The organism is Clostridium sp. 1001283B150225_161107_B6, assembly GCF_015556325.1.
GTDB lineage: Bacteria > Bacillota > Clostridia > Lachnospirales > Lachnospiraceae > Enterocloster.
In genome coordinates, this window is the sequence record NZ_JADNMD010000011.1 from 34,664 (window position 1) to 60,836 (window position 26,173).

A 26,173-nucleotide genomic window follows, 5' to 3' on the forward strand; every position below is an offset into this window, starting at 1 on the left:
CTGTCAAGTACCGTAAAACGGGTTTGGGAGGGACGGGGTATCATACACAGGAGGAACAGATATGCGAAAGGAATTATTGCACCGGTTCATTGTATTGACAGCCGCAGTCATTCTGTTGAATTCCAGCGCTTTCCCGGCCCTGGCGGGAGATGGGACAAAAAGCCGTGTTCTTACGGTTGCCTTTCCGGACAGTCCCGGAATCAATGAAGTTTACGAGGATGGCACATACGGGGGCAGCACCTATGACTGGCTCCATGAGATAGCCAAATATACCGGCTGGAAGTACGAATTTGTTACCGGCAGCGCAACGGAACTTCTGAACGGTATGTGCAGCGGTCAGTATGACCTTATGGGGGGCATGTTCTATCTGGACGGATACGATGAGATTTATAATTATCCCAAATATCCCATGGGCGCCAATTATTCCCTGCTCATGTACCGGAAGGACGATAAAAGTATCAAAAGCTTTGATTATACCACGTTAAACGGTAAGAGAATCGGAGTATTTAAAAATGCCGTAAGCAAGATTGACAGGCTGAATAAGTATTTGAGCTTTAACCATATCCGGTGTGAACTGGTGTACTATGATACGGTGGATACATATGAGCAATGTCTGGATAACCGGGAAGTAGATTTGCTGTATGGAAATGACGTATTCATGAATGAGAATTATAATGTGGCGGCAAAAATCGAGGCGGACCCATATTATATTGTTACCGCCCATGACGAGCCGGAGCTGTGCACACAGTTATCCGAGGCCATGGACACTATTTATTCGGCCAATCCTGACTTTGCCGTGGAGCTTTACGAAACCTATTTTCCGGCAAAGTATATCAATACCATTAACTTCAGCCCGCAGGAGCAGGCCTTTATCCGCCGGAGCGGACCCGTCCGGGTAGCAGTGGCCAGGCAGGTTTATCCTGTGTTTTATGTAAAGAAGGGGACGGCTGCCGGAATTGTTCCGGACTGCCTTGCATTGATTTCCCAGCGGACCGGGCTTTCCTTTGAATATGTGTATGCGGATTCCTATGGGGAATTGGAGACGCTTGTGAAGAATGGGGAAGCCGATATGATTGGCTGTTATCTGGGAAATGAACACAGCGCAGACACGGACGGATTGGCATGCACCGCGCCCCTGGTGTCCCTGGATTCCAGCCTGATACGAAACAAACATGCGGATATGACCCAGGACGGCCTTGTCATGGCTCTGCCGGAAGGAATGGAGCTGGAACCCATAGGTGAGAACGGGACAATCCGGTATTATGGGAAGTATAAGGACTGCCTTAAGGCCATTAACAAAGGGGAGGCGGATTATACGTTCATGCCCGCCTCGGCCCTGGAATATTTCTATGCAAAAGATTACTATGCAAACGTGGCGATACTGGCAGACACCTCCAGAAAGGAGCAGGTGTCCTTTGCCGTACCAAGACCGGTAAACGTACCCCTGTACTCAGTGCTGAGCAAGGCAATCGGAAACCTGACGGATGAGGAAACCAGCGGTGTTGTTTCCAGGAATCTTCTTCCGACCCCGGTGGCCCCTGTTACGTTCCGCTCATTGCTGTACACAAATCCGCTATTGGTAATTTCCGTATCCATCGGATTTGTGGTACTGGCCGCGGCTGTGATTCTGCTGCTTAGTTTCTTTAATATGAAGACCCGCATCATGCGTGTCAGGCTGGAAAAGGCGGAGGAGACAAGCCGGGCCAAATCAGATTTTCTCTCCCGCATGTCCCATGAAATACGGACTCCCATGAATGCTATTATCGGTCTGACCAATCTGGCCATGATGACAGGGGAGGCCACGCCTGTGATTCAGGAGGACCTGAATAAGATTGACACCTCGGCCAAATTTTTACTGTCCCTGCTCAACGATGTGCTGGATATGTCCAAGATAGACAGCCGGAAAATGAAGCTGGCAGCAGCTCCCTTCCATATAGATGAGGTGGTGGGGCAGCTTAAGGACATATTTTTGCTCCAGGCGGAGCAGAAGCAGATTGAACTGGTATTTGTATGTGATGTGCAGGATACCATGTATGTAGGGGACTGTCTGCGGCTGAACCAGATTCTGACAAACCTGCTTTCAAATGCTCATAAGTTTACTGAGACAAAGGGGCGGATTATATTGACCATCCGGGAGCTGGAACGGCAGGGAGAGGAAGCGAGCCTCCGTTTTTCTGTCCGGGACAATGGCGCGGGTATCAGCCAGGAGGACCAGGAGCGTATTTTCCTGTCCTTTGAACAGGCCATGAACCGGAATCCCAACACCCCGGGAACAGGTCTGGGCCTGTCCATCAGCCGCAGCCTGGTGGAGCTTATGGGAGGACAGCTGACGGTGAAGAGCAGACCAAAAGAAGGTTCAGAGTTTTATTTTACAATCAGGCTTCCTGTGTTCAGCGGAACACTGGAGGGGGAGAGGCTGCTGCCGGGACATAAGACTGCCCCGCTGGCAGGTCTGCGTGTCCTTTTGGCGGAAGACAATGACATCAATGCAGAGATAGCGATGGAACTTCTCGGAATGGAGCAGGTAGAGACGGAGCGGGCGGCAGACGGAGCAGAGGCGGTGGAAATGTTCAGCCTGCATCCGGCCGGGTATTATGATTTGATACTCATGGATGTCAACATGCCTGTCATGGACGGCCTTCAGGCTGCTTTTAAAATCCGGGCCATGGACCGTGATGACGCTGCCCTGGTTCCTATAGTGGCTATGACGGCAAACACCTTCCAGGAGGACAGGGAGAAGGCGCGGGAAGCAGGGATGACTGGTTTCCTGCCCAAGCCCTTTGACGCAGCGCAGCTGTATGAAGAGCTTGGGAAGATAGCGGACAAAGGAAAAAAGACTGGTTTTTAGGGCAAAGGTACGTCCTTAACCGGCTTCGGTAAGCAGTGTTTCATAGTCCTGCTGGGGCATGGGGCGGTAGAATACATAACCCTGGACATAATCGCAGCCAATCCGTTTCAGGTATTCTACCTGCTCCATGGACTCGATTCCCTCAGCCACAGTGCGTATATCAAACTTTTTCACCAGTGTGACAATGCTCTCCACCAGGGCCATATCCCTGCTCCGGTCCGGGCCTTCATCGAAGAAAAAGCTGTCGATTTTCAACACATCAATGGGAAGATTCTTCAGCAATCCCAGTGAAGAGTAGCCTTTGCCGAAGTCATCAATTGAGCAGGAGAAGCCTGCTTTCTTAAGCCTGGACACTGTCTGCAGAAGCAGGGCAGAGTTGTCAAAGGCAATGGATTCGGTGAATTCAATTTCAAGAAGCTCCGGGGGTATATCATACTGGTCGCGGATACTTACATACCGGTCGACAAAGTTCAGGTCGTAAAATTGAAGCCGGGACACGTTGACCGACACGGGAAGGGCCTGCCTGCCTGAATCCAGCAGGCTGCGGAGCCATCGGCAGACCTCCTCATAGACATACTGGTCCAGTCTGTCAATCATATACTTTCTCTCAAATACAGGGATGAAACGGTCCGGAGGGATGACAGTGCCGGCCTGGGACTGCCAGCGGACCAGGGCCTCGGCGCAGCCGATTTTACCAGTTGAGAGGTCCACCTTGGGTTGGTAGTAGACTGTGAATTCCCTGTTCTCAAGGGCTGTCAGCATCCTGTTTTCAATATTCTTTTCTTCCCACAGATGGCTTCGTATACTCTCATCATAGTACGCATAATTCTGCCTGTCCCCTGTCTTGACTGTTTTTCTGGCAAAATTCGCCCGGTCCAGAAGGCCGTCGATTTTCAATGCCTCTATGACATCCTCCACGCAGCAGATACCGCAGTTGGTGGGGAGCAGCTGGCCGTCGTGGGCCGTATGCATAAAACGGAGGATTTCCAGGTCTGCCGCTGCCTGGCGGGCAGCTATCTCGCTTTTATCCTTATAATGAAGCAGCAGAACAAAATTATCTGCGGATACCCGGCCGCATAACTCATGCTCGCGAAGTTCCTTTTGCAGAATTTTTCCGTATTGGGCCAGCAGAAGGTCGCCGTAGTCATATCCAAACACATCGTTAATATATTTAAAGTCTGAGAAATCCGTATAAACAAGGGCGAATTTCTCCGGCCGGCTGTCCAGAAGCTGCTGGGCCTTTTCCTTGAAAGCCCCAATCAGATAGACTCCGGTCAGGGCATCCCGCCGGGTTAAATCGTTCAGCTGCTCATTACGGACTTCAAGCTTCAGCAGATTTTGGGAGTTGGCCCAGAATATGAAGACCCAGGTAAGGGACATGATTCCCACCATGACCAGGCAGCCTGTCAGCAGGAACCGCATCTGCCGGGCTGAGTAGGCGTCCGCAGAAAAAACAGTGTGGTTAGCCTGCTCAAAGAAATCTTCGCTGAGGGAAAGGAGTCTGGCGCTGTCAACAGACCCGCTGCGGTAGGCAGAGATTTCCGTCCTGATTTGACTCCACATCAGCTCCAGCTTTGCAAGGTCCCGCTGGTAAGACTGGTCTTTAAGGGACGGCAGTCCGTATCTGGCCTCCCCGCCCTGGAGTTCCAGAAGAATGCCGTCCAGATACTCAATCAGCTCGTCGTCAGGCCGTCCGGAAAGCTCCAATTTTATGAGCCTCTGGCTGGCACCGCGGACAATGCCCACGTAGTTAATGAGCCTGCCATTGGTCTGGGTCTGGATTACCGTGTGAATTGTGAAACCGCCGAAAAGGAAAAGTAAAAAAAACAGAGAAATCAGTCCGCCCCTAAAAAATCGCTTCATATGGATTGCCTTTTACAGCCTTGGCTGCCTTTCTGGGTTCATCGTTCCTGCCGCATCATCAGTTCGTAATCATATCAATAGCTCAATTGTACCAAAATACATCTTTTATTGCAATGACAGACGCCAATTTGATACGGTTTTGTAATTTGTTACCGGACGCCATGGGACGGAACCGGTATTGCATGTCTGTATAAAGTGTGATACAATCAAAACAGTATCCTATATGAACAGGGTTACGTTTTTCGTTTCTCCGCGCATCAGAGCCAGCATATCAAAACTAACAATTTTACCTTTCATACAGGAGGATAAGGATGAAAAAGGACGAAGGACTTACCGAACTGATTTATGAGTATTATGAATCCCGTATCCTCTTTGGCTATTACAGGTATGGCGAACAGCTTGTATCGTTGTCACAGATTTGCAGTACCTTCCAGGTGGGCCGGAATACGGTTCTGGCTGCCCTGAAAAAACTGGAGGAAAAGGGTTATATTGTAACAGAGGAACGGAAGGTGGCCAGGATAACGTATCAGGGCACGGATGAGATTTTTTTGGAAAATACTGCAAAATATTTTGTGCCCCGAAAGGAGGGCATTCTGGATTTTTCCCTTGCAGGCAAGCTGCTGCTTTTGCCAATGTGGGAAGCCGGGCTTCATAATCCGGAACCGGATACCATCAGGCCGGATACCGGCAGGCCTGACATCATGTCAACGCCCATAAGTCTTTATTTTGACGTTCTCCGCACCTTTCACAATGATTTACTTATGAATCTCTACTGGCAATGCCTGCGTTATCTCAGCTTTCTTTACCCCAAAAGAAAATCAGATAAAGTTGACAGCACGGCGGAGGAGTTATCACCGCATGGTACGGTGGATGAACTGAACCGCAATTTTGATTACCTCTATACGAATGTTCAGAAACAAGTGCTGGATTTCATTGATTCAGCAAGTAAGAAGTATCATATGGAACAGGTGGGGCAGATTCCCTTTAAGTGGACGGTTTACAGGCAGCGTCCCCAGGTGCGCTATACCCTGGCCTCCATTATTATCCGCGAGGTTCTGTGGGAACGCTGCCCTGTGGGCAGCTACCTTCCCTCCCTGCCCAGGATGGCAGAACAGTACCAGGTATCCTTAAGCACGGTCCGCCGTACACTGGCTGTCCTGCAGTCTCTGGGCGTGACCAGGACCTATATGGGAATCGGAACAAAGGTATGTCTGGAACCTGTGGATTTTAAGGTGCTGAATACACCTGAAATTAAAGAAAACCTGCGGCTGCATGGGGAAGGACTGCAGCTTCTGGCCCTGACTGTCCGCGGCGTGACCTTATATACGCTGGAATCAGTGACAGAGCAAAAGCGCAGGGAGCTATGGGCGGAAATAACAAAGCTTCAGGGAAAAACCAGCAGCATCCTTTGTATGGACGTGCTTTTAAGCTTTATTTCCAGCGAATGTCCTTCCGGAATCATACGGGAATGTTATGGGAAGTTAAGGGAATTGGTGGTATGGGGTTACATATTGTCCGCAGTATTGATGGAGAACGGACAATTGGATTTCCGCTTTGAAGATACCATGATACAAATGAAAATGGATTTACAGGCCGGCCATCTGACCGCGTTTGCAGACCAGTGGAAGACCCTGATAGAGAGCAGAATGAACTTTTTTAATTCAAAGTTTCCTCTTACGGAGTGAAAGCAGGATACTGGGTCCAATCTGCCGTGTACTGAGGAGAAGGTATGAGGGAATATAAAAAGCGTTCCATTCTTATTTTAACAAGTGTTATTTGTCTATTGGTGCTCAGTACTGTGTTTATGCTCTCTCTGCTCCATCGCATTACGGATAAAATGGACCAGGGTTCCAACGAGAGGATGCTTGATTCCACTCGGATGATACAGAGCAGCATACGCAGGCAGTTCCGCAATGATGAGGAACGGCTCAACTCCTTTGCCGGTCTCTATGCACTCAGGGGCGGCTCCACTGAGTCAGTGACTATCCTTGCCAATTATGCGGATGCAACAGATTTTTACCGTTTCTTTTATATGGATTTGACCGGTACCGGCGTGGACAGCAATGGGGAGCCGGTGAATACCGGTTCCCTGCCCTTTGAGGAAACCGCGCTGTCCAAAGGGCAGTACGGCTATTCGGATGCCTACATAGGAGACAGCGGGCGTCTTCAGATTACCTTCCAGGCTCCTGTCTGGCTGGAAGACCGGCAGATTGGCGCGCTGTATGCGGATAAGCCACTTTCAAGCTATAAGGACCCCTCTCTTTTTACATTTGTCGACGACACGGGTTTTGCATTTATAGTGGATGGCAATGGCGCCTGGATTATTGAAAGCACGGGTTCAGAGTCGGATAATGTCTACGAATTTCTGGTGGAAAATGAAAATGGACCCAGGGCCGTGGAGACGCTGCGGGAGCTGATGCTTAACAAAAAGGCCGGAACCATGCAAATCCGGTTTCACGGCCAGGACAGTCTTTTGTGCTTTCTTCCAAAGGGAAATTCCTACAACTGGTATCTTCTCTCCGTCATGCCAAAGAGTGTTCTGCAGCAGGAGTCCTCCGAAATCATAAATATGGTAATCATTACGTTTGCAGAGCTGGCAGGCGCCCTGCTTTTGATTACGGCCCTTCTTCTCAGCAGGGAAAGCATGAAAGGACGGGAACAGGGGAGGATTTACCGGGAACGCCTGTTCCAGAATATCTCCTCAAATATTGATTTTGCATTCCTCCTCTATGCGCCTTCCAGCCAGCAGGTGGAAATGGTCTCAGATAATATCCGGGTACTTTATGATACGGAACCGGACCAGGTCATATCCAGGCCGGAGATTCTCTTTGAACAGTGCGGGGTACCGGCGGATGACAAGGACCGGGCTGCATTTTTCCGGGGAAGTCTTAAGGAAAAGGTCCGGAAAGAGTACAGGACAGGCACGGAAGACGAACTTCAGCGGTGGACAGAAGTGCATTTTCTCCCGGCGGATGACGGGCAGTATCTGGCTGTTCTGCGGGACACCACAAGAGAGCACCATATGCGGGCCGATTTGGCGGATGCTCTCCGGCAGTCCCAGGAAAATAACCGGGCCAGGACCACGTTCTTTTCATCCATGTCCCATGATATCCGAACCCCGATGAACGGAATTATAGGCATGACTGCCATTGCTCAGGCCAATCTTGACAACCGGGCAAAGGTGGAGGATTGTCTGAATAAAATATCCGTTGCCTCAGAACACCTTCTGGACCTTATTAATGAAGTGCTTGACATGTCCCGGATAGAGAGCGGAAAATTCAGCTTAAAATACGAACCAGTGAATCTGCCGGAACTGATTTCCAATGTATTGCTCCTCATTAAGCCGGATTTGGTAAAAAAAGGACACTCCATGCAGGTAAAATCTTCTGTGCTGGATTACGATATTGTCATGGGTGATGCGCTGCATATGCAGAAGATTCTGATGAATCTTTTATCTAATGCCATCAAGTACACGCCGGAGGGCGGTGAGATATCCATTCATCTCCGGGAATGTAAACGGGATGACGGGCGTATTGATATTATCTTCCAGGTGGAGGACAACGGTATTGGCATGGAGCCTGACTTTGTAAAGCGAATTTTCAGTCCCTTTGAACGGGCGGAGGACAACCGCTTAACCAAGATTGTGGGCACTGGCCTGGGAATGGCCATCACAAAAAATATTGTGGATATCATGGGTGGTACCATTCGGGTGCAGAGTACGCCTGGCAACGGCTCAAAATTTACCGTAATCCTGCCCATGTCTCTGTGTGATACCAGCAGCCAGGAGGCGGAGTATCTGGCAGGCCATACGGTTCTTGTGGTGGATGACAGTCCGGATACCTGCGAAGGCATACAAATCATGCTGGAGGAGGTGGGCGTGCATGTGGACTGGTCTCTGAGCGGCCGGAAGGCAGTGGAAGCAGCATGCAGGGCCCATGAGGCGGGAAAGGACTATTTTGCGGTCATTGTGGACTGGAAGATGCCGGAAATGGATGGAGTGGAGACCACGCGCCGTATCCGGGGCAGTCTTGGAGCAGACATCCCCATTATCCTGCTGTCCGCATACAATTGGGAAGAGGTGGAACAGGAGGCCCTGGAGGCTGGTATCAACGGTTTCCTGACAAAACCCATATTCCGTTCGGAGCTGGTGCAGAAGCTGCGGTTTTACATCATGGGCCCCTCTGTGAGAACCCAGGAAGCTTCCTGCCACATGCCCTGTAACCAGTTTGACGGACTGCGTATCCTGGTGGCTGAGGACAATGAGCTTAACCGTGAAATTGCCGTGGAGCTGTTAGGTGCTGCGGGAATCCGGGCGGACACCGTGGAAAATGGTCTTCAGGCAGTCCGGAAAATGGAACAGGAGGAGGCCGGACATTATGATTTGGTTTTAATGGATATCCGTATGCCGGTGATGGATGGGCTGGAGGCTACCGGAAATATCCGCAAACTTCCGGACATGAGAAAAGCAGGCGTTCCTATTATTGCCATGACAGCGGATGCCTTTGAGGAGGATATACAGAAATGCAGAAATGCCGGTATGGACGGTTATATATCCAAGCCCATTGACATCAATAAAATGTTTGAGATTATCCGGCTGTATTATAAGAAGGAAAACGAGGAACAGAGGACGTAAATATGAGGGGAAAAAAAACAATAGCTTGTGCCTGTCTGATGGGTATTCTGCTTTTAAGCGGATGTGCAGGAAATAACAGGGAACCCAAGGTATATATAGACGAAAATGAACCGGAGATTGTCATTTCCCTGTTTGCCCAGGGGGATATACTGGCAGGGGCATTAAATGATTGCTGTGCCAACATCATCAATCCCAGGTATAACAGCAATATCATTGTGTACAGCGATTATGCAGACTTCTTTGAAGAAGAAGGCCTCTCTTACCGCGAGCTTTTGCTAAAACGCATGGAAAGCGGGATGCCGGATGACCTTTATATCATAACCGCAGAGGACGTACTGGAGTTTGACAGGAGGGGGTATATATATGATTTATCGGAACTCACATGTATTGACAACCTGTCCGAGGATGCTTTGCAGCAAAGCATCTGCAACGGGAAGGTGTTTTCGGTTCCCTTGTCTTACACCAGCTTTGGGCTGATTTGGAATGTGGACATGCTTCATCAGTACGGCCTGGAGGTGCCGGGGAATCTGAAAGAATTCCAGACTGTCTGTGAAACCCTGAAGCAGAATGGAATTCTTCCCTATGGGGGAAACCGGGACTTCGGCATCAGTGTACCGGTTATGTGTGCGGGACTGGGCCCTCTGTACCAGAATCCGCAGAGTGAGAAACTTGTGGAAGAGCTGGCCAACGGTAAAACGCCGGTGAGCACCTATATGAGGGACGGTTTCCAGTTCCTTCAGACCATGATTGACAGCGGATATCTGGATGTGGAACAGACCCTTGCCACCCTGCCTGGCACAGATGAGGAAATATCCTTTTTTTCGGAAGGGAACTGTGCATGTATCAGCTCTATCTGCCGGGCAAAGGCATTTGCCCACGATTATCCCTTTGAGGTGGAGATGACGGCCCTGCCGGTGCTGCCCCGGGGCGCTGTCTGCGTGGTGGGTGCGGACCTGAGATTATCTGTAAATCCAAAGTCGGAACATCTAAATGAGGCAGTGATGATAGTTGAGAATCTGTGCACCAGGGAAATGCTGGATGGTCTGGCGGAACAGCTGGGCAAGGTTTCTTCTGCACAGGGAAATAAAGCCGCTACCCTGCCCCAGGCGGACCGGCTTGTCTCCTGCCTGTCAGTCAGCCGCCAGGTCCCTAATCAGGATTTTTCCCTGCATTTTAATACCTGGAATACCATTAAGGAGCTCAGTGTGAAACTCTGTGAGGGCGCCGGTGTGGACCAGGTATGCAGGGAATATGATGAACTCCAGTTAAACGAAATCGCTCTGTATGGCGGGAAGGAATAGATGATTTCTTACACAGGCACTGCGGGACAGAATGGGAGGTTATTATGCAAAAAAGAATGTTTCCTGTTATCTTGACAATAGCGCTGCTGGTATCAAGTCTGGTATCCTATTTCTACATTTATAACCTCCAGGGAAATGCCAAGGTGATTAATTATGCAGGTGTGGTGCGGGGCGCTACCCAGCGCCTGGTAAAGCAGGAACTGAATCATCAGCCCAATGACCCTCTGATTGACAAAATAGAGGGCATTCTGGAAAATCTGCAGACAGGCCAGGGTGATTACGGGCTTTCACGGCTGGACAGCGATGCGTTCCAGGAGCTGATTGTCCGGATGCAGGAGGAATGGGCAAAGCTGAAGGAAGAAATATACACGGTACGTACGGGAGAAGGCGGGGCCGCCCTGTTTGCGGACAGCGAAACCTTTTTTGAGCTGGCGGACCGGACTGTGGCTGCCGCGGAACAATTTTCCGAAAAAAGCGTCCGTTCTGCTGCCAGAAGCCTGTTTATCCTGAACTGTGCATTTATCCTTCTGACTGTCCTGTTCTATGTATACAGTGCCAAACAGGCAAAGCGCCAGAAGGAGCTGGAGAAGGCTGAGGATGAAAACAGGAGGAGAAGGGAACGTCTGTCCCAGCTGGAGGATAGCCTGCGGGCGCCTATGAATGATATCTCCGAACTGATGTATATTTCCGACATTGAAAATTATGATTTGCTTTTTCTGAATCAGGCAGGCATGGAATGTTTTCACGTGGATTCCCTGGAAGGCAAGAAGTGTTACCGTGTTCTGCAGGGAAAGGATGCGCCCTGTGATTTCTGCACCAGCCCGCTGCTGCGGGAGGGTGAAAATTACACATGGGAATATACAAATCCCATAACCGGGCGCCACTATATATTAAAGGACCGTCTGCTTGAGTGGGACCGCCGGCCGGCCAGAATGGAAATTGCCTTTGACACAACGGAGTCTGAGCGGGAAAAGCTTCTGCTTAAATTCACGCTGGAGGCTGAAAAAATGGTTACGGACTGCGTGGGCATGCTGTACCGGCAGAATGATATTGTCCAGACAACCATCCAGGTGCTGGAAAAAATAGGAAGCTTTCTCCGGGCGGACCGCACCTACATTGTGGATATCAGGGATGAGAGGATGTACAACAGCCAGGAATGGTGTGCTGAGGGCATTGCACCCCACAAGGGGCAGATTCAGGGCCTTCCGGTTTCAATGATAGAGCGGTGGATTCCTTACTTCAAACAGAAGGAATGCATCATAATACAGGACCTGGAGCAGTTTGGCGATACCGGTCAGATGGAATACAGGCTCCTGCAGGAGCAGTCCATTACCAGCCTTGTGGCTGCGCCTCTTGAGAGGGACGGGATGCTTCTGGGTTATCTGGCGGTTGATAATCCGCCTGCCGGCCAGATTATGAATATTGCGTCCCTGTTGCAGACCCTGTGCTATTTCCTGCTGATTGCCCGTGACAAGGCTGAAAGCCAGAGGCAGCTCTCGCATTTAAGCTATTTTGATACGCTGACCTCCTTTTATAACAGGAACCGGTATATTGAAGACACCAATGCCCTGGCCAGTGCAGAACAGGCGGTGGGAATCGTTTATCTGGATGTAAACGGCCTGAAGGATATCAATGACCAGTATGGTCATGAATTCGGTGATACGGTTCTGGTGGAGTGTGCAAAAAGGATGAAGGAAGTGTTTGCGGGGGCTGATTTTTACCGAATCGGCGGCGATGAGTTTGTAATCATTTGTCCGGGCATAAAGAAGGAAATATTTAACAGCAGACTGCGTGGATTAAAGGCCCGGTTCCGGGATGATTCGCATTACCAGGCAGCCATAGGAGCCCAGTGGGCGGAGTCTGCCGTTAACCTGAAACAGATTATTGCAAAAGCAGATGCCAGGATGTACGAGGACAAAAAGGAATTTTACCGCCTTCATCCCGCGTCGCAGCGTTACCGGCATCACAGTGATGAAATCCTGCACCTTGCGGACCCGGACATCCTGAAACAGGAGATTGAACAGAATCACTTTGAGGTATATCTGCAGCCTAAGATTTCCTCGTCCGACCGCACGGCGGTGGGGGCAGAGGCGCTGATTCGTTACCGATCCAAATCAGATACCCTGGTGCTCCCCGGAAATTTCCTTCCGCTGCTGGAGGAAATTGAGTCCATCAGCCTGATTGATTTTTATGTATTCCGGTTTGTCTGCGCAAAGCTGAAGGACTGGATTGACCAGGGAAAGCAGGCATTTCCTGTTTCCGTCAACTTTTCTGTCTCATCTCTGATGCAGCCCTCCTTTGTGGAGCAGCTCACAGCCATATGCCGGACCTATGACATCTCGCCCTGTTATATGGAGATAGAAGTCACGGAACGGGTGCATGATGCGGAGGGACTTGATATAAAGCTGCTTATTTCAAAATTGCACCAGGCGGGATTTGCGGTTGCTATTGATGATTTCGGAACTGAGTATGCCAACCTTGCGCTTTTGTCGGAGATTGATTTTGATGTTCTGAAGCTGGATAAGAGCATGATTGATAACATTGCCCTTAATCCTAAGACAAAGACCATTGTAGGGCTTATATCCGGGGTCTGCCATAATCTGGGAATCAATATGGTGGCTGAGGGAATTGAGACAGAGGAACAGTTTCTGGCTCTGCGCTCCTGCGGCGTGGATTTGGCTCAGGGATTTCTGTTCAGTAAGCCCATATCCGCGCAGGAGTATGAAACACGGTTTTTAAATCCGGATATGGAGAAGCAGTAAGGCGGAAGCCATCCATATCAGGCCCTGGAAGACTATTTCTTCCAGGGCCTTTTTGGGTACAGAAAAAATACTGAGGGCAGATGACCGGGATACATTTCCAAACAGGCTCTAGGCCTTATCGCCCACATTCTGCATCCGCTGAATGCTCTGCACCACTGCGTCCATCACAACGCCCCGGAACTTCCCTTCCTCCAGAGTATGTACGCCGGCTATGGTGCCGCCGCCGGGGGAACACACCCGGTCCTTAAGGATACCCGGATGGGTATTTGTGTTCAGCACCATTTTGCCGGCCCCAATCAGGCACTGAGCCGCCAGGCTCAGCGCCATCTCCCGGCTGAGTCCCATCTCCACGCCTCCGTCAGCCAGTGACTCAATAAAAAGGTAGGCAAATGCAGGGCCGCAGCCGCTGATTCCGGTCAAGGGGTCGATTAATGATTCCGGCAATACGTAGCTGATGCCGATGACATCGAAAAGTGATTTGGCCAGTGCTTCTGTCTGGGATGTGCAGCGGGCGCCAAGGGCTATTCCTGCGGCTCCTTCCATTACCAGCATAGGGGTGTTGGGCATTACGCGCACCACCGCCGCATTTTGGATGTATTCTTCTAAGAAGGAGAGCTGCACCCCGCCCATGATTGAGATTACCGTCTGTTCCGGCCGGAAGAGACTGCCTGTTCCGGAGAGTGTTTCCCTGGCGTCCTGGGGGCGGACCGACAAAAATACTATATCTGCCGCTGATACCAAATCCTCATAGGCGTGGTCCGAAGGCAAGAGGATGTTTGTGTGGTAACGGTTTTGCAGGTCCGCCAGACGTGATTCGTTTACATCATACAGCAGGATGTGTTCCGGTGAAACGGCTCCGGAACGGATAAGGCCGCTGAAGATTGCCTCGCACATCTGGCCTGCGCCGATAAAGGCAATTCGTTTCTGAATAGCTTGACTCATGATAACTCCTCCGTTTTTGAAATAATACTATAATTTTATTTCATTTTATATTCAAGCGGATACAAAGTCAAGGAGACTGACATTAAAAAACAATTCTTGTGAAAAGTGTACAAAATAGACAATATAAAATTGATATATACATAAAAAATGGGATTATATATAAGATTTGTCTTGTAAACATTATCTTTGTGTGGTACTCTTATGGCGTGGACAAAAGCTGATATGGGGTGGGGAAATGAAACTGAATCATTCTTTTGTCAAAATAAAAATTTTAGTGGAGGTAAAATAATGGAAGAGAATTTAATCATTGACGGCTGCGCGTTTACGGAGACCGAATTTACCGGTGTTACCCAGGATGTTCTGCATTCCAAAATGGACGCGTTCTTTCTGACCATTCCCGGGGAGGGGGATGGGTATGTTGCCAGCACCAGGAGCATCGGCAGGATTTATAATATGCTGGACAACCCGAAATACGGCCTCATGATTGCAAAGTCTGTAGCCGATATTTATAAAGCAAAGGAAGAGGGTAAAAAAGCGCTTATTTTAGCGTTCCAGAATCCTAACTCCATAGAGAATTCCCTGGAACAGCTCCGTGTTTTTTATGAACTGGGCGTAAGGGTGATTCAGATGACGTATAACGATGCTAACTTTATAGGAACAGGCTGCTGTGAATCCCAGGACGGCGGACTCACTGATTTTGGCAAACGGGTCCTTAAAATGATGAACCGCCTCGGCATGCTGCCTGACCTGTCCCATGTGGGCAAAAAGACCACAATGGACATCATACGCCTGAGTGAGAAACCAGTGGCGGTTACACATGCCGGTGTTTATAACATTACCCCCAGCGTGCGTACCAAGACCGATGAGGAAATGCTGGCCATCAAGGCAAACGGCGGCGTCATGGGTATTTCGCCATGGGCTCCCCTGATTTGGAAAAAGGAGAAGGGCTGCCGTCCGGATGTGGGGGATTATGTGGACCATGTGGATTACGTTGTGAATCTCATAGGCATTGACCATGTGTCATTCGGTGCTGATAACACATTGGACGGAAATAAGGATGACAAGGGAACCGCGGACCAGGCCGTGCTTTATCCCGCTGTGGTGGGAGCGTATAACAGCTGCGTGGGCACCCGGTCCGATGAACGCCATGCCAAGGGATTTGAGGGCTGCTGGCAGCTGGAAAATGTCATTGCAGAGATGCAGCGCCGCGGTTACTCGGACGGGGATATTGCAAAGCTGACCGGAGGGAACCTGCTGCGTGTACTGAAGGCAAACTGGAGCTGACATACCATAAGATACGTATCATAACAGACATATTATAACCGACGCATCACAACGAATAAGATTGATTAAGGAGCAATTATGCAAAAGAGTGATTCGATACATACCAATGGCGGGGCTGCGGTGAAAACGCGCAAACCCATAAAAGTACCGCATGTCTATGTTATTATCTGCGCTATCATTTTGTTTGTGGCTGTCTGTACCTGGTTTGTTCCGCCGGGACAGTTTGATACCCAGACCATGGAGGTAGAGGGAGTCAGCCGTACCATCGTTATTCCCGGCACCTTCCATACACTTGAGGAAAAACATCCGGCCGGACTGGTGACGGTCCTGAGCTCCCTTCACAGGGGACTTGTCAGCGGCGCGGAAGTTACCATGCTCATATTCCTTGTTAACGGCGCTTTCAGTATGGTGCTTAAGACCGGAGCATTTAATGCATTTCTGGGTTCGCTGCTGCGAAGGTTCTCATCCAGGGCAAAGCTGGTAATCCCGGTATTTTTCCTGACCTTTGCCGTCCTTTCCTCCACCTTTGGCATGTGGAATGAGTATAACGGATTAATTCCGGTGTTTATGGGCCTTGGGGTTGCGTTGGGCTATGATGCCCTGGCCGGATTCGCCATACTGGAGCTGGGCAAGGGCATCGGCTGGTCTGCGGCCACGCTCAATCCCTTCTCGGTACCTGTATCCCAGGGAATCGCAGGCGTTCCCATATTCTCCGGCATGGGAATCCGCGTTGTGTCCTTTGTGATTTTCAGTACACTGGGAATCGCTTATATCTTCTACTATGGCCAGAAGGTGAGCAAAAATCCCTCCAAGAGCCTTATTCTGGGGGACAGGCTGGACATCAACTTTAACCGTGAGGAAATTATTAACACCAAGACCACCAAAAAGCAGATGTTGATTCTTCTGGAAATACTGGTTTCACTGGTGGCTATATTTTACGGGTCCCTGAAATTAGGCTGGAGCAATGCGGAGCTGGCCGGCATCTTTGTTCTGATGGGCGTGTTTGCAGGCGCGGTCAGCGGATGGGGTCCCAGCAAGATGGCTGAAGAATTTCTTCAGGGTGCATCCACAGTTGTCATGGGCGCTCTGGTGGTGGGTTTTGCAAAGGCAATCCTGGTTATCCTGCAGGGAGCCATGATTATTGATACAATCGTGTTTTACGCCTCCCAGGTACTGCAGGGAATGCCTCCAATCATTGCAGCCCAGGGAATGCTGCTTTTACAGACACTGATTAACTTCTTTATTCCATCCTCCACCGGACAGGCCGCGACTGTGATTCCCATTCTGGCGCCGCTGGGAGATTTGCTGGGTGTCAGCCGTCAGGTGACCTGCCTTGCGTTCCAGTTTGGCGACGGCTTCTCCAATATTTTGTGGCCCACATGCTCCCTTGCCATTTCCATTGGCATCAGTGGAATTCCCATGCACAAGTGGTGGAAGTTTTTCCTGCCGTTGTTCGGCATCCTGTATATAGCGCAGACATTGATTTTGTCGGCAGCTGTTTTGATGGGGATATGATAAAACGCCTGTTTTTCTTAAAAAAAGAAAGACAAGACTCCAGCGATTATCCTTTTTGCTAAAATTTGCAGTCAGATACTGTCGGAGTTTCCGGAAATATGGTAAGATAGCTTAGAGCGTGTCTGAACATTCATTCCCGCCATCCGGCGGAACGTAATGTCAGGACACGCTCCGGGCCTGCGGACGTGGCTGTGGCGGCGGGCCTTTTTGGTTCGCCGGGCCGCAATGAAGATTCCTGCACGGCATTATCACTCAACGAATTCTAGTAAGAGGTTGCATATGGTTGGAGAAAAGATTAGAAAATTAAGAAAAGAAAAAAAACTGACGCTGAAGGATATTGCGGAGGCCACAGGACTTTCCATTGGTTATATTTCCCAGCTGGAACGGGGAGCTGTTGAGCCGTCGCTGGCGTCCCTGCGCAAGGTGAGCGAGTTTCTGGGGGTTTCGCCGTATTTGCTGGTGGACCAGTCAGAACATCATCCTGCCATGGTAAAGAGCGACCAGCGGCCGATTATTAAGTTTCCCAAAAGTGAGATTTTTTACGAGATTGTTTCGCCTATGTCAGCACCGGAATATACTCCGGCGTCCATGGTGATTCAATTCCAGATTGAGCCGGGCGGCCATGACTCTGAAGAATTTCTGACCCACCCTTCGGAGGAAATTGTCATCCTGCTGCAGGGGGAAGTGGATATGCTGCTGGGAGAGATAAGTTATCACCTGAACGCTGGTGATTCACTGGTGGTGAAGCCGAATATGCCTCACCGGACCATAAATACAGGAGAAACTCCTGCAATCGGCTTTTGCGTGATGACGCCCATGGGCTGGACGGCATGACGCATATCGGAACATTCCCGCCATCTGGCGGAATGCAATGTTCAGGCATGCTCCGGAGCCTCCTTCGGCGGTTTTTGAGGGAACTATATGAAAAGCAACTCTTCTCTGCGCAGGCTGCTTCCCTTTGCCGCCTATTTTAATATCTGTTTCTTTTGGGGGACGGCCGGCGTGGCAAATAAACTGTCCTCCAGTGTGCTTCATCCGTTTTTTGCCGGCAGTCTCCGTTTTTTGATTGCGTCGGTTCTGATGGCGCTGTGGGAGGCCGGCAGGCGGAAATCCCTTGCCATTAGTTTTCATGATGGAATAATCCTGACAGTGGGAAGCGTACTCATGTATTTCCTGAATACACTGCTGCTGCTGTTTGCCTCCCAACGTGTGGATGCAGGGATAAGCACGGTCATGGTAAGCCTGATTCCCATTACGATTCTGCTGGTGGACTCCCTTGCGGTCCGCAGACTGTGCGTGAGCTGGGTAGGGATAATTGGGATTATCGGAGGATTTATGGGGATAGCCATTGTGGTGGTGGGCAGTATCACCGGCGGAAATGCCGACCCCATAGGTATCGCATTGCTGCTGCTGGCGGATTTGGTGTGGTCGGTGGGAACCGTCTATCTGAAATACCAGAAAATCAGCGCAACGGTGCAGGTACAGATTTTTTACCAGTCCGCCATTCCTGCGCTCCTGTTTTTTCTCTGCGCCGCATTGACCGGAAACCTGGATTTGGGGGAGCTGTCATGGCGGGGCGCTCTTCCGATGGCCTATATGGGGATTGCTGATTCCATTGTGGGTCTGACATCCTACCTGTATCTGCTCCGCCGATGGAAAACCTCTGTTGTTTCCACCTATGCCTATATCAATCCGGTAGTTGGAATTCTGCTGAGCGCCCTGCTCCTGTCCGAGCGTATAACCATGGCAAAGACGGCAGGCATGCTGGTTATCCTGGCTTCTGTATTTATAATTCAGAGAGAGGACTGGCTGCGGGGGCTTTTGCTGCGAAAAGCGAAACGGGTGGCTGATTAAGGGGCATATTGCTTTATGGTTTCTTATGCTTTGCCATATGATAGATAATGACGGATGTCAGCAGCATGGCAAATGCAATCAGCCCGCCTGCGGCCAGGATTAGCTGGCCGCTGTTCCGGCCGGTTTTTGGAAGGCGTTCCAGTTCATTCCGGGCCAATGGCGGAATGATTTCAGGTGTTTCAACCGGTATGTCGGCACCGGTTGTATCACCGGGGCTGTCTGTATTGACCCAAAAGTTTCTCTGCCCGTAGTAATAACTGCTGTGTCCCCACAAGCTTCCCTCCGGGTCCCGATAAGTCATGTCGAACTGAATTGTATTTTCATCCAGATGTTCTATCTGGCCAAAGGGTTCTTCTGCTCCGGGATAACTCCATAGACAGATGGCTCCCTGTTCCGGCATGGAAATCCGGGGCATGGAGTCTGCGTCCGTGTATTTTATCTCGGATTCATGGTCCTCCAGAAAACTTTGTCCGTCATAAATAGCTGTCAGCTCATCCATGGAAATCCAGCCAATGACAGCGCCCTCTTCCCACCCGTAATCCTCTGTTGGCTGTCCGTTTTCATCCTTCCGGTATTGGACAATACCCCATGCTTCTTTGCCCTTGGGGCAGGAGAGGGAAACATAAAAGACGGGGCCGTTTCCGATGTATTCCAAAACCTGCCCGCTGCCCGGTTCTTCCATTACAGTCACATATCCTCCGGGGCCGTTGGCATAATACCGGCGGCCCACATAATCATAGTCCCTGTCGCGTTCAAATAATTCCGGGTCATTGGGGGTCCAAATCATATCACCAAAAACCGTTATACCGGAAAGCATGCATAAGAATAGGGACAGTATCAGAACACGCAGTACCATTGAACGCTGTTTGTTTCTTTCCATCATTTATCGCCCTCCCATTATTTCCTGCTGTTTCATTTTTTCCTTTTTATATCTACAGCAATTTGTTTACCGCCAAGCCTGCAATAAAGGAAAACAGGTTTGCCCCTATGGAGAACATCCAGGGATGCCGGATGTTTCTTGCCGCTGCTTTGTAGCAAAACGCTTCTGCGATTACAGCTGAAAGCTCTGCTGCGGCAGTGACAAAGACCAGGCCCCGGCCTCCGTGGGCACGGTACATATAGTGAATAAAAACAACTGCCGGATTGGTCAGCACATTCACAAGGCCAATCAGAATCATATCCCATCTGTTCCTGATTCCAGCGGTCCAGGCGAGTGCCTCCTCCAGAACAATGGTAAATCCCAGGGATACGGCCAAAACACGGACAATCCGCATACCAATCATGTCTGCTTCACCTGCCTTAACCCCCACCCTAACAATAAAAGGGACATGACCGCCATCAGCGCCATTCCCACAGGAGATGAGGCTGCACCGGAGTTCAGCCCTCTTTGTGCATTTCCTCCAAAGCCCTCCAGATATACCGGACAAAAGCCTATAAACAGTCCAAAGGTGAGAAGTCCGAAACTGAATCCCTTTGCCCCTGGAAATACCTGGGAGACAGACCACAGCGTCATGGGCATGGACATATTCCAGCAAAATACGGCCAGTATGGCGGCAGCCGGGCTGTCCAGACAGAGAAAACCCACCGCAGCAGCGGACATGGAACGGAAAGCAGCTGTTTGAATGCCGGTTTTATCTGAGAGGAAACCTCCTGCTATTTTTCCGGACACCACGGCTCCGGCCAGAAGCCAGGCGCTTCCGGCAGTATTCCCTTTCCATGGGAAGTCCTGCACCATTCCGGAATAGGAGCGCAGGATAACCGCTCCAAAAAAACATAATGCAGCCAGCATATGGCGGAGGGGAATGCCATCATAGGAAACAGGGGCATTGCCGGAGCATTTCCATATTTTGCATGACCTTGCGCGGCAGCGGATAACTGCCATGGACAGTATGAGGGAAATTCCAATCAGAACAGCAGTGCTGCCGGCCGGCCTGTCCGGTGCTCTCCCCAGAAGACTGCCCAGAAAAATGCCGAGGGCGCCGGGAGCCACGAATATTCCCAGGGGAGCGGCCCTTTTCCCGCTGTGGTTCAGTACATCAATGCCGCCGCCCACATGAAAACATGCATTTCCTGTGCCGGCCAGGATACAGGCTGCTGCCGGCTGTCCCCCGCCAATTCCCAGTATCAGTCCGGCCAGCACGCCCAGACAGCCTGCGGCCGCCACGAAACTGTTGCGGTTCAGACGGTCGGCTCCGGCGCCGATTGGCATCTGCAGGGCAAAGGCGCAGAAATTATATACCAGCACCCAGAGATACCAGTCCTGTTTTCCGATTACACAGGCATAAACCAGGTAAGCGCAGGCCAAATCCACCAACATGTGCGCCGTCGCATATACTCCTGTCATCCTTTTCCCCTCCCCTTTCCTTTATGTCCATTTTACCACGTCCATTGGTGAATATCTTTACGAATTTCCTAATAATTCTGTGCACATAAAGAAAAAACAGAATATTGTCAGCGGTTGTTTCTGTACGATTCCTGTTTTTTTGTTATAATGGTTACAGGATATATGGATTGCGGAATGCAAAATAGCAGTAAAGAAGGTGGACAGTTTGGCGAAACGTACGACATTGGCTGATGTGGCAAAGGTGGCCGGGGATTACGCTGAAAAGAATACATTGTTTCAGATTCAGTGCCACAGCTATTCTTATGAGTGGTACAGGAACGGGTAATGCCGGCGGTGGTGGTGAATGGCAATCTGGAGTGTTTTATGGATAATCACCAGAGGGAGTCAGGCTATCTGTTTTAAATACTGTATTCTATAATCATACTTAAGATAACGATAACGTTATGCTAAAATATAATCATTTATTTTATGGAGGGAAAATCATGAACGAGAGAAATGGAGAAAACTGGTGCTTTTGGGAGGAGATGGAGGCTGAGGAGGCAGGTCCTGGTGTGGTGCGCCGGGTTCTGGCTTTTTGTGATGAGATGATGTGTGTGGAAAATACCTTTAAGGCAGGGGCAATCGGTGCATTGCATCATCACCCCCACACACAGATTACATACATTGCAAAGGGCCGTTTCCTGTTTACAATTGGAAACGAAACCCATGAGGTGAAACAGGGAGATACGCTTTTGAAGCAGGATGATATCATACATGGCTGCAAGTGTCTGGAAGATGGTGTTCTGGTAGACATTTTTAATCCGATGCGGGAAGATTTTTTGAAATAGGGCAGGGAACATCCGGACCAGATACGCCGGATGTGATTTTCGGCAGCAGGAAGAATGGGATTAAGGAACGTTTTGAACCTTATGATGCAACCGACAGCAGCACCGGCCGTAATGGCTGGTGCTGTTTTTCGGGTGCGCCCGGCGGAGTGCATCTTCTGCTGGATTTTGTATCGTGCTGTATGACGCTTATATGATACTGCGGTATCCGGCAGACGTGTTCTGTAAGAAACCATGCCGTATGGAATCCATACTATATTTTCTTGTCCGGTTTTGATATAATAGATTAAATATACATGATTATGTTTATTTTGATTGGGAGGATGTCCGGTTTCCGGATGAGGAGGATGTGTTGAATATAGCAGCTGTCCGGGGCGCGGATACGCCATTTAATAGGCATCGGAATGAACGTTCAGCCGGATATATCTGTACCTATCCCTGATGAAAGCGGGGCAGCAGTCAGAGGGTGTCAGAATGATACAGAAAGAGTTGTTCCATACAGAGAACAAGGAGGTATCGAATGAAAAACAATAAGTTGTTTCAGACGAACCTGTTAGTCAGCAGCATACTGGTTGTGGGCTTTATCCTTACGGCATTTTTCAGCTACCGCGCCAATTACCGGGCGTCATTGGAAAGCATAGAACAAGTATCCTCCCTGACAGCGGAGGGAATCTATTATCAGATGACGGCAATGCTTACTAAGCCGGTGAACATTTCGCTTACAATGGCCCATGACAGCCTTCTGGCGGACCATCTTCTTGGGGAGAACAGCCATCTGGATGATTCAGACTACGTGGAGACTACAAAAACATATCTGAGAACATATCAGAGGAAATATGGTTTTGATTCCGTGTTCCTGATATCCACAGCATCCGGCCGCTACTATAATTTTAATGGACTTGACCGCGTAATGGAGGAGGGGGACCCGGAGAATGTATGGTACTACGAACTTCTGGGCAATGATTTGGAGTATTCCCTTAACGTGGATAATGACCAGGTAGAGGGGGCGGATAACAGGATAACTGTTTTTGTAAACTGCAAGGTCACTGCACCGGACGGGGCTGTGATTGGCGTTGTGGGAGTCGGTATCCAGATTGATTATCTGGAGGAACTTCTGCAGGAATATGAGGACAGCTACGGCAACAGGGCCAGCCTGGTCAATCAGGATGGATTTATAGAGATATCCACGACCTATAACGGGTATGAAAAAAAGGACTGGTTTGAGGTATATGGCCAGGGGGGTATACGGGAACAGGTACTTGGTTTTCAGGAGTCTGACAACAGTATGGAGTTCTGGACGAATTCCGGCCCAAAGGAAGGGAAGAGAAGCTTCATTGTAGAACGGTATATTCCGGAATTGTCCTGGTATCTGCTTGTGGAACAGGATACCGGTCCAATCGTGGAGGCCATGAACCGGCAGCTTTATCAGACCGGTTTCATACTGACCGTGGTTATACTCACGGTACTGATTGTCATTACCGCTGTAATCCGCAAGTACAGCAGTCAGGTGACAGAGCTGGTGGAGGAGCGGCAGGCGCTTTTTAAAAAGGCAACGGAACAGCTCTATGAAAGTATCTATGAACTGAATCTGACGAAGAACTGTTATGTGGGAAAGCAGACAGAGGAGTATTTTGCAAGCCTGGGGGCCGGAGGACTTCCCTTTGACCAGGGACTGCGTGTTATTGCCCAGAAACAGATTAAAGAGGAGTTCCGGGAGGGATATGTTTCCATGTTTACCCCGGAAAATGCCATCCGGGAATATGAGGCTGGAAATGGCCATCTGCAGTACGATTTTATGATTTCCCAGAACGGGGAGGATTATCATTGGATTCGTGTGGAAACCTTCCTGTTCTACTCAGAGGAGGACAGTTCCGTCCACATGTTCTCCTATCGGAGAAATATCGACGCGGAAAAGAAACGGGAATGGCAGGCCACAATTGACGAGATGACAAAGCTGCTCTCAAAAAAGGCCACAGAGCGGCTGATTGACAAACAGCTTTCTGAAAATCCGGATGGGATGTATGGTTTTTTTATTTTTGATATTGATGAATTTAAACTGGTAAATGACCGGTATGGCCATTCCTTTGGAGATTTCTGTATCTGCAGTTTTTCGGATATCCTGCAAAAGCATTTCAGGAGAGGGGATATTCTCGGCAGGATTGGCGGAGACGAATTTGCTGCCTTCATTCAGGTACCGGATATTGAAGGCGTGGAGGAAAAGGCAGAGACTCTTTCCGCTGCCCTCCATACGCTGATTGTGAGAGGAGAAATTAGCTGCAATATCACGGCCAGCATCGGTATTGCCTTATACCCAAGGGACGGAAGAAGCTTTGAAGAGCTGTACCAGAAGGCGGATGGCGCCCTTTATGAGACAAAACTGAGGGGAAAGGACGGGTTTACCATTGTGTCTTAGAAAGGCTGCGCGGGTCATGGCAGCGTCCTGCTGTGTGTTACAGAGAAAGGTCTTCCGTGATTTTTGGAGAATCATGGAAGACCTTTCGGGTTTAAGCATTTAATACATCCAGCAGCTTATTACGGCCAGATACCTCTCAGCTTTTTCGTATCTATGACCTTTTTAACGGCTATGAGATAAGCTGCCCTGCGCAGGGAAACCTTATGCGTCCTGGCAGTTTCCCATACATCGGAGAAAGCAGCCGCCATCTTCTCCTCCAGGGTTTTATTCACTTTATCTTCTGTCCACCACATTTCCTGGATATTCTGCACCCATTCAAAATAGGAGACAACAACACCGCCTGCATTGGCCAGGATATCAGGTACGATGAGGATGCCCTTATCGTGCAGGACGGCGTCGGCTTCCATGGAAACAGGACCATTGGCAGCTTCCACGATGTACCGGGCGCGGATGGTTTCCAGATTGGTACGGTTAATCTGGTTCTCCAGGGCAGCGGGAATCAGGAAGGTGACGGGAAGCGCAAGCAGCTGCTCATTGGTCAGGAAGGCCACGGAGCTGTTTTCAGACGCATATTCCTTAAGCAATGCACCGCATTTGCAGAATTCCAGCATTTCGGTTATGGGAAGGCCATCTTCGCAGTATACGCCGCCGGAAACATCGCTGATAGCCTGAATGCGGACACCGGATTCATGCAGAAGACGGGCAGTGGTGCTTCCCACATTTCCAAAACCCTGTATGGCGGCGGTGCAGGATGAAATATCCAGGTCCAGGGCATGAATCAGGTTATGTACGGTAAACATCACGCCCCTTCCTGTGGCTTCCTTACGGCCGACGGCCCCGCCCAGTTCCAGGGGCTTTCCTGTGACAACACCTGGTATGCAGTGGCCGTTGAGCATACTGTAAGTGTCCATAATCCAGCCCATGACCGTGGGATTGGTCCCTACGTCCGGCGCCGGTATATCCTGCTGCGGACCAATAATGGGAGCTATCATGGAAGTATAACGCCGTGTGAGCCTGCGAAGCTCATGTATGCTCAGGCTGGAGGGGTCCACCCTGATGCCGCCTTTTCCTCCCCCAAAGGGAATGTCAACTACCGCGGATTTGAAGGTCATCCAGGCGGCTAATGCTTTTACTTCATTGATGTTGACATCCTGGTGGTAGCGGATTCCGCCTTTGGCAGGTCCCCGAGATGTGGAGTGCTGTACACGGTAGCCTTCAAAAACCTGGATGGAGCCATCGTCCATCTCAATGGGGATGGCTACCTTAAGCTCCCTCTCAGGGTAGGCCAGGGCGATATAATCATCCCTCTCATACCCGCATGCTTTCGCACAATCCTCGATAATCTGGAGCACATCCTGATAAGGGTCATATGTGTCCGACATTAGTATCCTCCTTTCGTGGTGAAAACAGAAATGTAAAATGTAAAATTTCAGATTTTATACAAATTATATTCTGATAAATTATGTTTGTCAAGTCTAAAATACAAAAATCTAGGTTGACAAACGCCCGGTATTGGATTATTATAAATTTACAAACTAAAATTTTAGATATCAGTAAGCGAGGAACATGTTTAATAAAGTAAAATACAGC

At 49.8% G+C, this 26,173-nt stretch carries 18 protein-coding genes; 12 read left to right on the forward strand and 6 right to left on the reverse strand.

All coding sequences use genetic code 11. The features are described from left to right. Positions 1 to 61: 61 nt before the first annotated feature. On the forward strand, positions 62 to 2,848 hold the full coding sequence (locus tag I2H39_RS21275; protein WP_195627467.1) for a transporter substrate-binding domain-containing protein: 2,787 nt from the start codon (positions 62 to 64) through the stop codon (positions 2,846 to 2,848). Positions 2,849 to 2,863: 15 nt separating this feature from the next. Here the strand turns inward: I2H39_RS21275 and I2H39_RS21280 are convergent, their stop codons facing one another. Then, a complete protein-coding gene (locus I2H39_RS21280) occupies positions 2,864 to 4,711 on the reverse strand; it encodes a bifunctional diguanylate cyclase/phosphodiesterase (protein WP_195627468.1) in 1,848 nt (615 codons plus the stop codon). Positions 4,712 to 5,022: 311 nt separating this feature from the next. Between I2H39_RS21280 and I2H39_RS21285 the strand changes: the two genes are divergently transcribed. The 4 genes from I2H39_RS21285 to I2H39_RS21300 are packed head-to-tail and all read left to right on the forward strand — an operon-like array spanning position 5,023 to position 13,407. Next, entirely contained in the window at positions 5,023 to 6,396 is a 1,374-nt protein-coding gene (locus I2H39_RS21285; RefSeq protein ID WP_195627469.1) for a GntR family transcriptional regulator, read from the forward strand. A gap of 44 nt (positions 6,397 to 6,440) precedes the next feature. Then, positions 6,441 to 9,344, forward strand: coding sequence for a hybrid sensor histidine kinase/response regulator (locus I2H39_RS21290; RefSeq protein ID WP_195627470.1), 2,904 nt, complete (start codon positions 6,441 to 6,443; stop codon positions 9,342 to 9,344). Between the two features lie 2 nt (positions 9,345 to 9,346). Further along, a complete protein-coding gene (locus I2H39_RS21295) occupies positions 9,347 to 10,645 on the forward strand; it encodes an ABC transporter substrate-binding protein (RefSeq protein ID WP_138309119.1) in 1,299 nt (432 codons plus the stop codon). Positions 10,646 to 10,689: 44 nt separating this feature from the next. Further along, positions 10,690 to 13,407 (forward strand): EAL domain-containing protein, encoded by a 2,718-nt coding sequence (locus I2H39_RS21300; protein WP_195627471.1) that lies wholly within the window; start codon positions 10,690 to 10,692, stop codon positions 13,405 to 13,407. Between the two features lie 108 nt (positions 13,408 to 13,515). On the opposite strand, the gene proC is transcribed toward I2H39_RS21300, so the two are convergent. Next, complete coding sequence (proC, locus tag I2H39_RS21305; RefSeq protein ID WP_138309121.1) at positions 13,516 to 14,349, reverse strand: pyrroline-5-carboxylate reductase; 834 nt, start codon at positions 14,347 to 14,349, stop codon at positions 13,516 to 13,518. A 288-nt stretch (positions 14,350 to 14,637) separates the two neighbouring features. On the opposite strand from proC, the gene I2H39_RS21310 reads away from it, so the two are divergent. The 4 genes from I2H39_RS21310 to I2H39_RS21325 all read left to right on the forward strand — a co-directional run bounded on the left by I2H39_RS21310 (position 14,638) and on the right by I2H39_RS21325 (position 19,002). Then, positions 14,638 to 15,633 carry a membrane dipeptidase gene (locus I2H39_RS21310; RefSeq protein WP_138309122.1) on the forward strand — a complete coding sequence of 332 codons (996 nt, stop codon included), beginning with the start codon at positions 14,638 to 14,640 and terminating at the stop codon, positions 15,631 to 15,633. A gap of 78 nt (positions 15,634 to 15,711) precedes the next feature. After that, on the forward strand, positions 15,712 to 17,148 hold the full coding sequence (locus I2H39_RS21315) for a TIGR00366 family protein (RefSeq protein ID WP_138309123.1): 1,437 nt from the start codon (positions 15,712 to 15,714) through the stop codon (positions 17,146 to 17,148). Between the two features lie 279 nt (positions 17,149 to 17,427). Beyond that, the gene (locus tag I2H39_RS21320) at positions 17,428 to 17,982 is read left to right on the forward strand and encodes an XRE family transcriptional regulator (RefSeq protein WP_138309124.1); all 555 of its coding nucleotides are present in this window, start codon (positions 17,428 to 17,430) and stop codon (positions 17,980 to 17,982) included. A gap of 87 nt (positions 17,983 to 18,069) precedes the next feature. After that, positions 18,070 to 19,002: an EamA family transporter gene (locus I2H39_RS21325; RefSeq protein ID WP_195627472.1), complete on the forward strand. Its 933-nt coding sequence runs from the start codon at positions 18,070 to 18,072 to the stop codon at positions 19,000 to 19,002. A 13-nt stretch (positions 19,003 to 19,015) separates the two neighbouring features. On the opposite strand, the gene I2H39_RS21330 is transcribed toward I2H39_RS21325, so the two are convergent. Genes I2H39_RS21330 through I2H39_RS21340 form a run of 3 tightly spaced genes read right to left on the reverse strand, consistent with a single transcriptional unit; the run spans position 19,016 to position 21,346 of the window. Continuing rightward, positions 19,016 to 19,885 carry an LPXTG cell wall anchor domain-containing protein gene (locus tag I2H39_RS21330; protein ID WP_138309126.1) on the reverse strand — a complete coding sequence of 290 codons (870 nt, stop codon included), beginning with the start codon at positions 19,883 to 19,885 and terminating at the stop codon, positions 19,016 to 19,018. Positions 19,886 to 19,934: 49 nt separating this feature from the next. Beyond that, complete coding sequence (locus tag I2H39_RS21335) at positions 19,935 to 20,285, reverse strand: hypothetical protein (RefSeq protein WP_138309127.1); 351 nt, start codon at positions 20,283 to 20,285, stop codon at positions 19,935 to 19,937. Beyond that, positions 20,282 to 21,346: a hypothetical protein gene (locus I2H39_RS21340; protein WP_195627473.1), complete on the reverse strand. Its 1,065-nt coding sequence runs from the start codon at positions 21,344 to 21,346 to the stop codon at positions 20,282 to 20,284. Before I2H39_RS21340 ends, I2H39_RS21335 begins: the two co-directional genes overlap by 4 nt. A gap of 482 nt (positions 21,347 to 21,828) precedes the next feature. Between I2H39_RS21340 and I2H39_RS21345 the strand changes: the two genes are divergently transcribed. From I2H39_RS21345 to I2H39_RS21350, 3 genes are all read left to right on the forward strand, one after another. Further along, a complete protein-coding gene (locus tag I2H39_RS21345; protein ID WP_138309129.1) occupies positions 21,829 to 22,173 on the forward strand; it encodes a cupin domain-containing protein in 345 nt (114 codons plus the stop codon). Positions 22,174 to 22,205: 32 nt separating this feature from the next. Next, on the forward strand, positions 22,206 to 22,367 hold the full coding sequence (locus tag I2H39_RS28930) for a hypothetical protein (protein ID WP_207671121.1): 162 nt from the start codon (positions 22,206 to 22,208) through the stop codon (positions 22,365 to 22,367). 323 nt (positions 22,368 to 22,690) lie between these two features. After that, positions 22,691 to 24,583: a sensor domain-containing diguanylate cyclase gene (locus I2H39_RS21350; RefSeq protein WP_195627474.1), complete on the forward strand. Its 1,893-nt coding sequence runs from the start codon at positions 22,691 to 22,693 to the stop codon at positions 24,581 to 24,583. Positions 24,584 to 24,702: 119 nt separating this feature from the next. Here the strand turns inward: I2H39_RS21350 and I2H39_RS21355 are convergent, their stop codons facing one another. Then, positions 24,703 to 25,965: a Glu/Leu/Phe/Val dehydrogenase gene (locus I2H39_RS21355; RefSeq protein ID WP_138309131.1), complete on the reverse strand. Its 1,263-nt coding sequence runs from the start codon at positions 25,963 to 25,965 to the stop codon at positions 24,703 to 24,705. Positions 25,966 to 26,173: the final 208 nt, after the last annotated feature.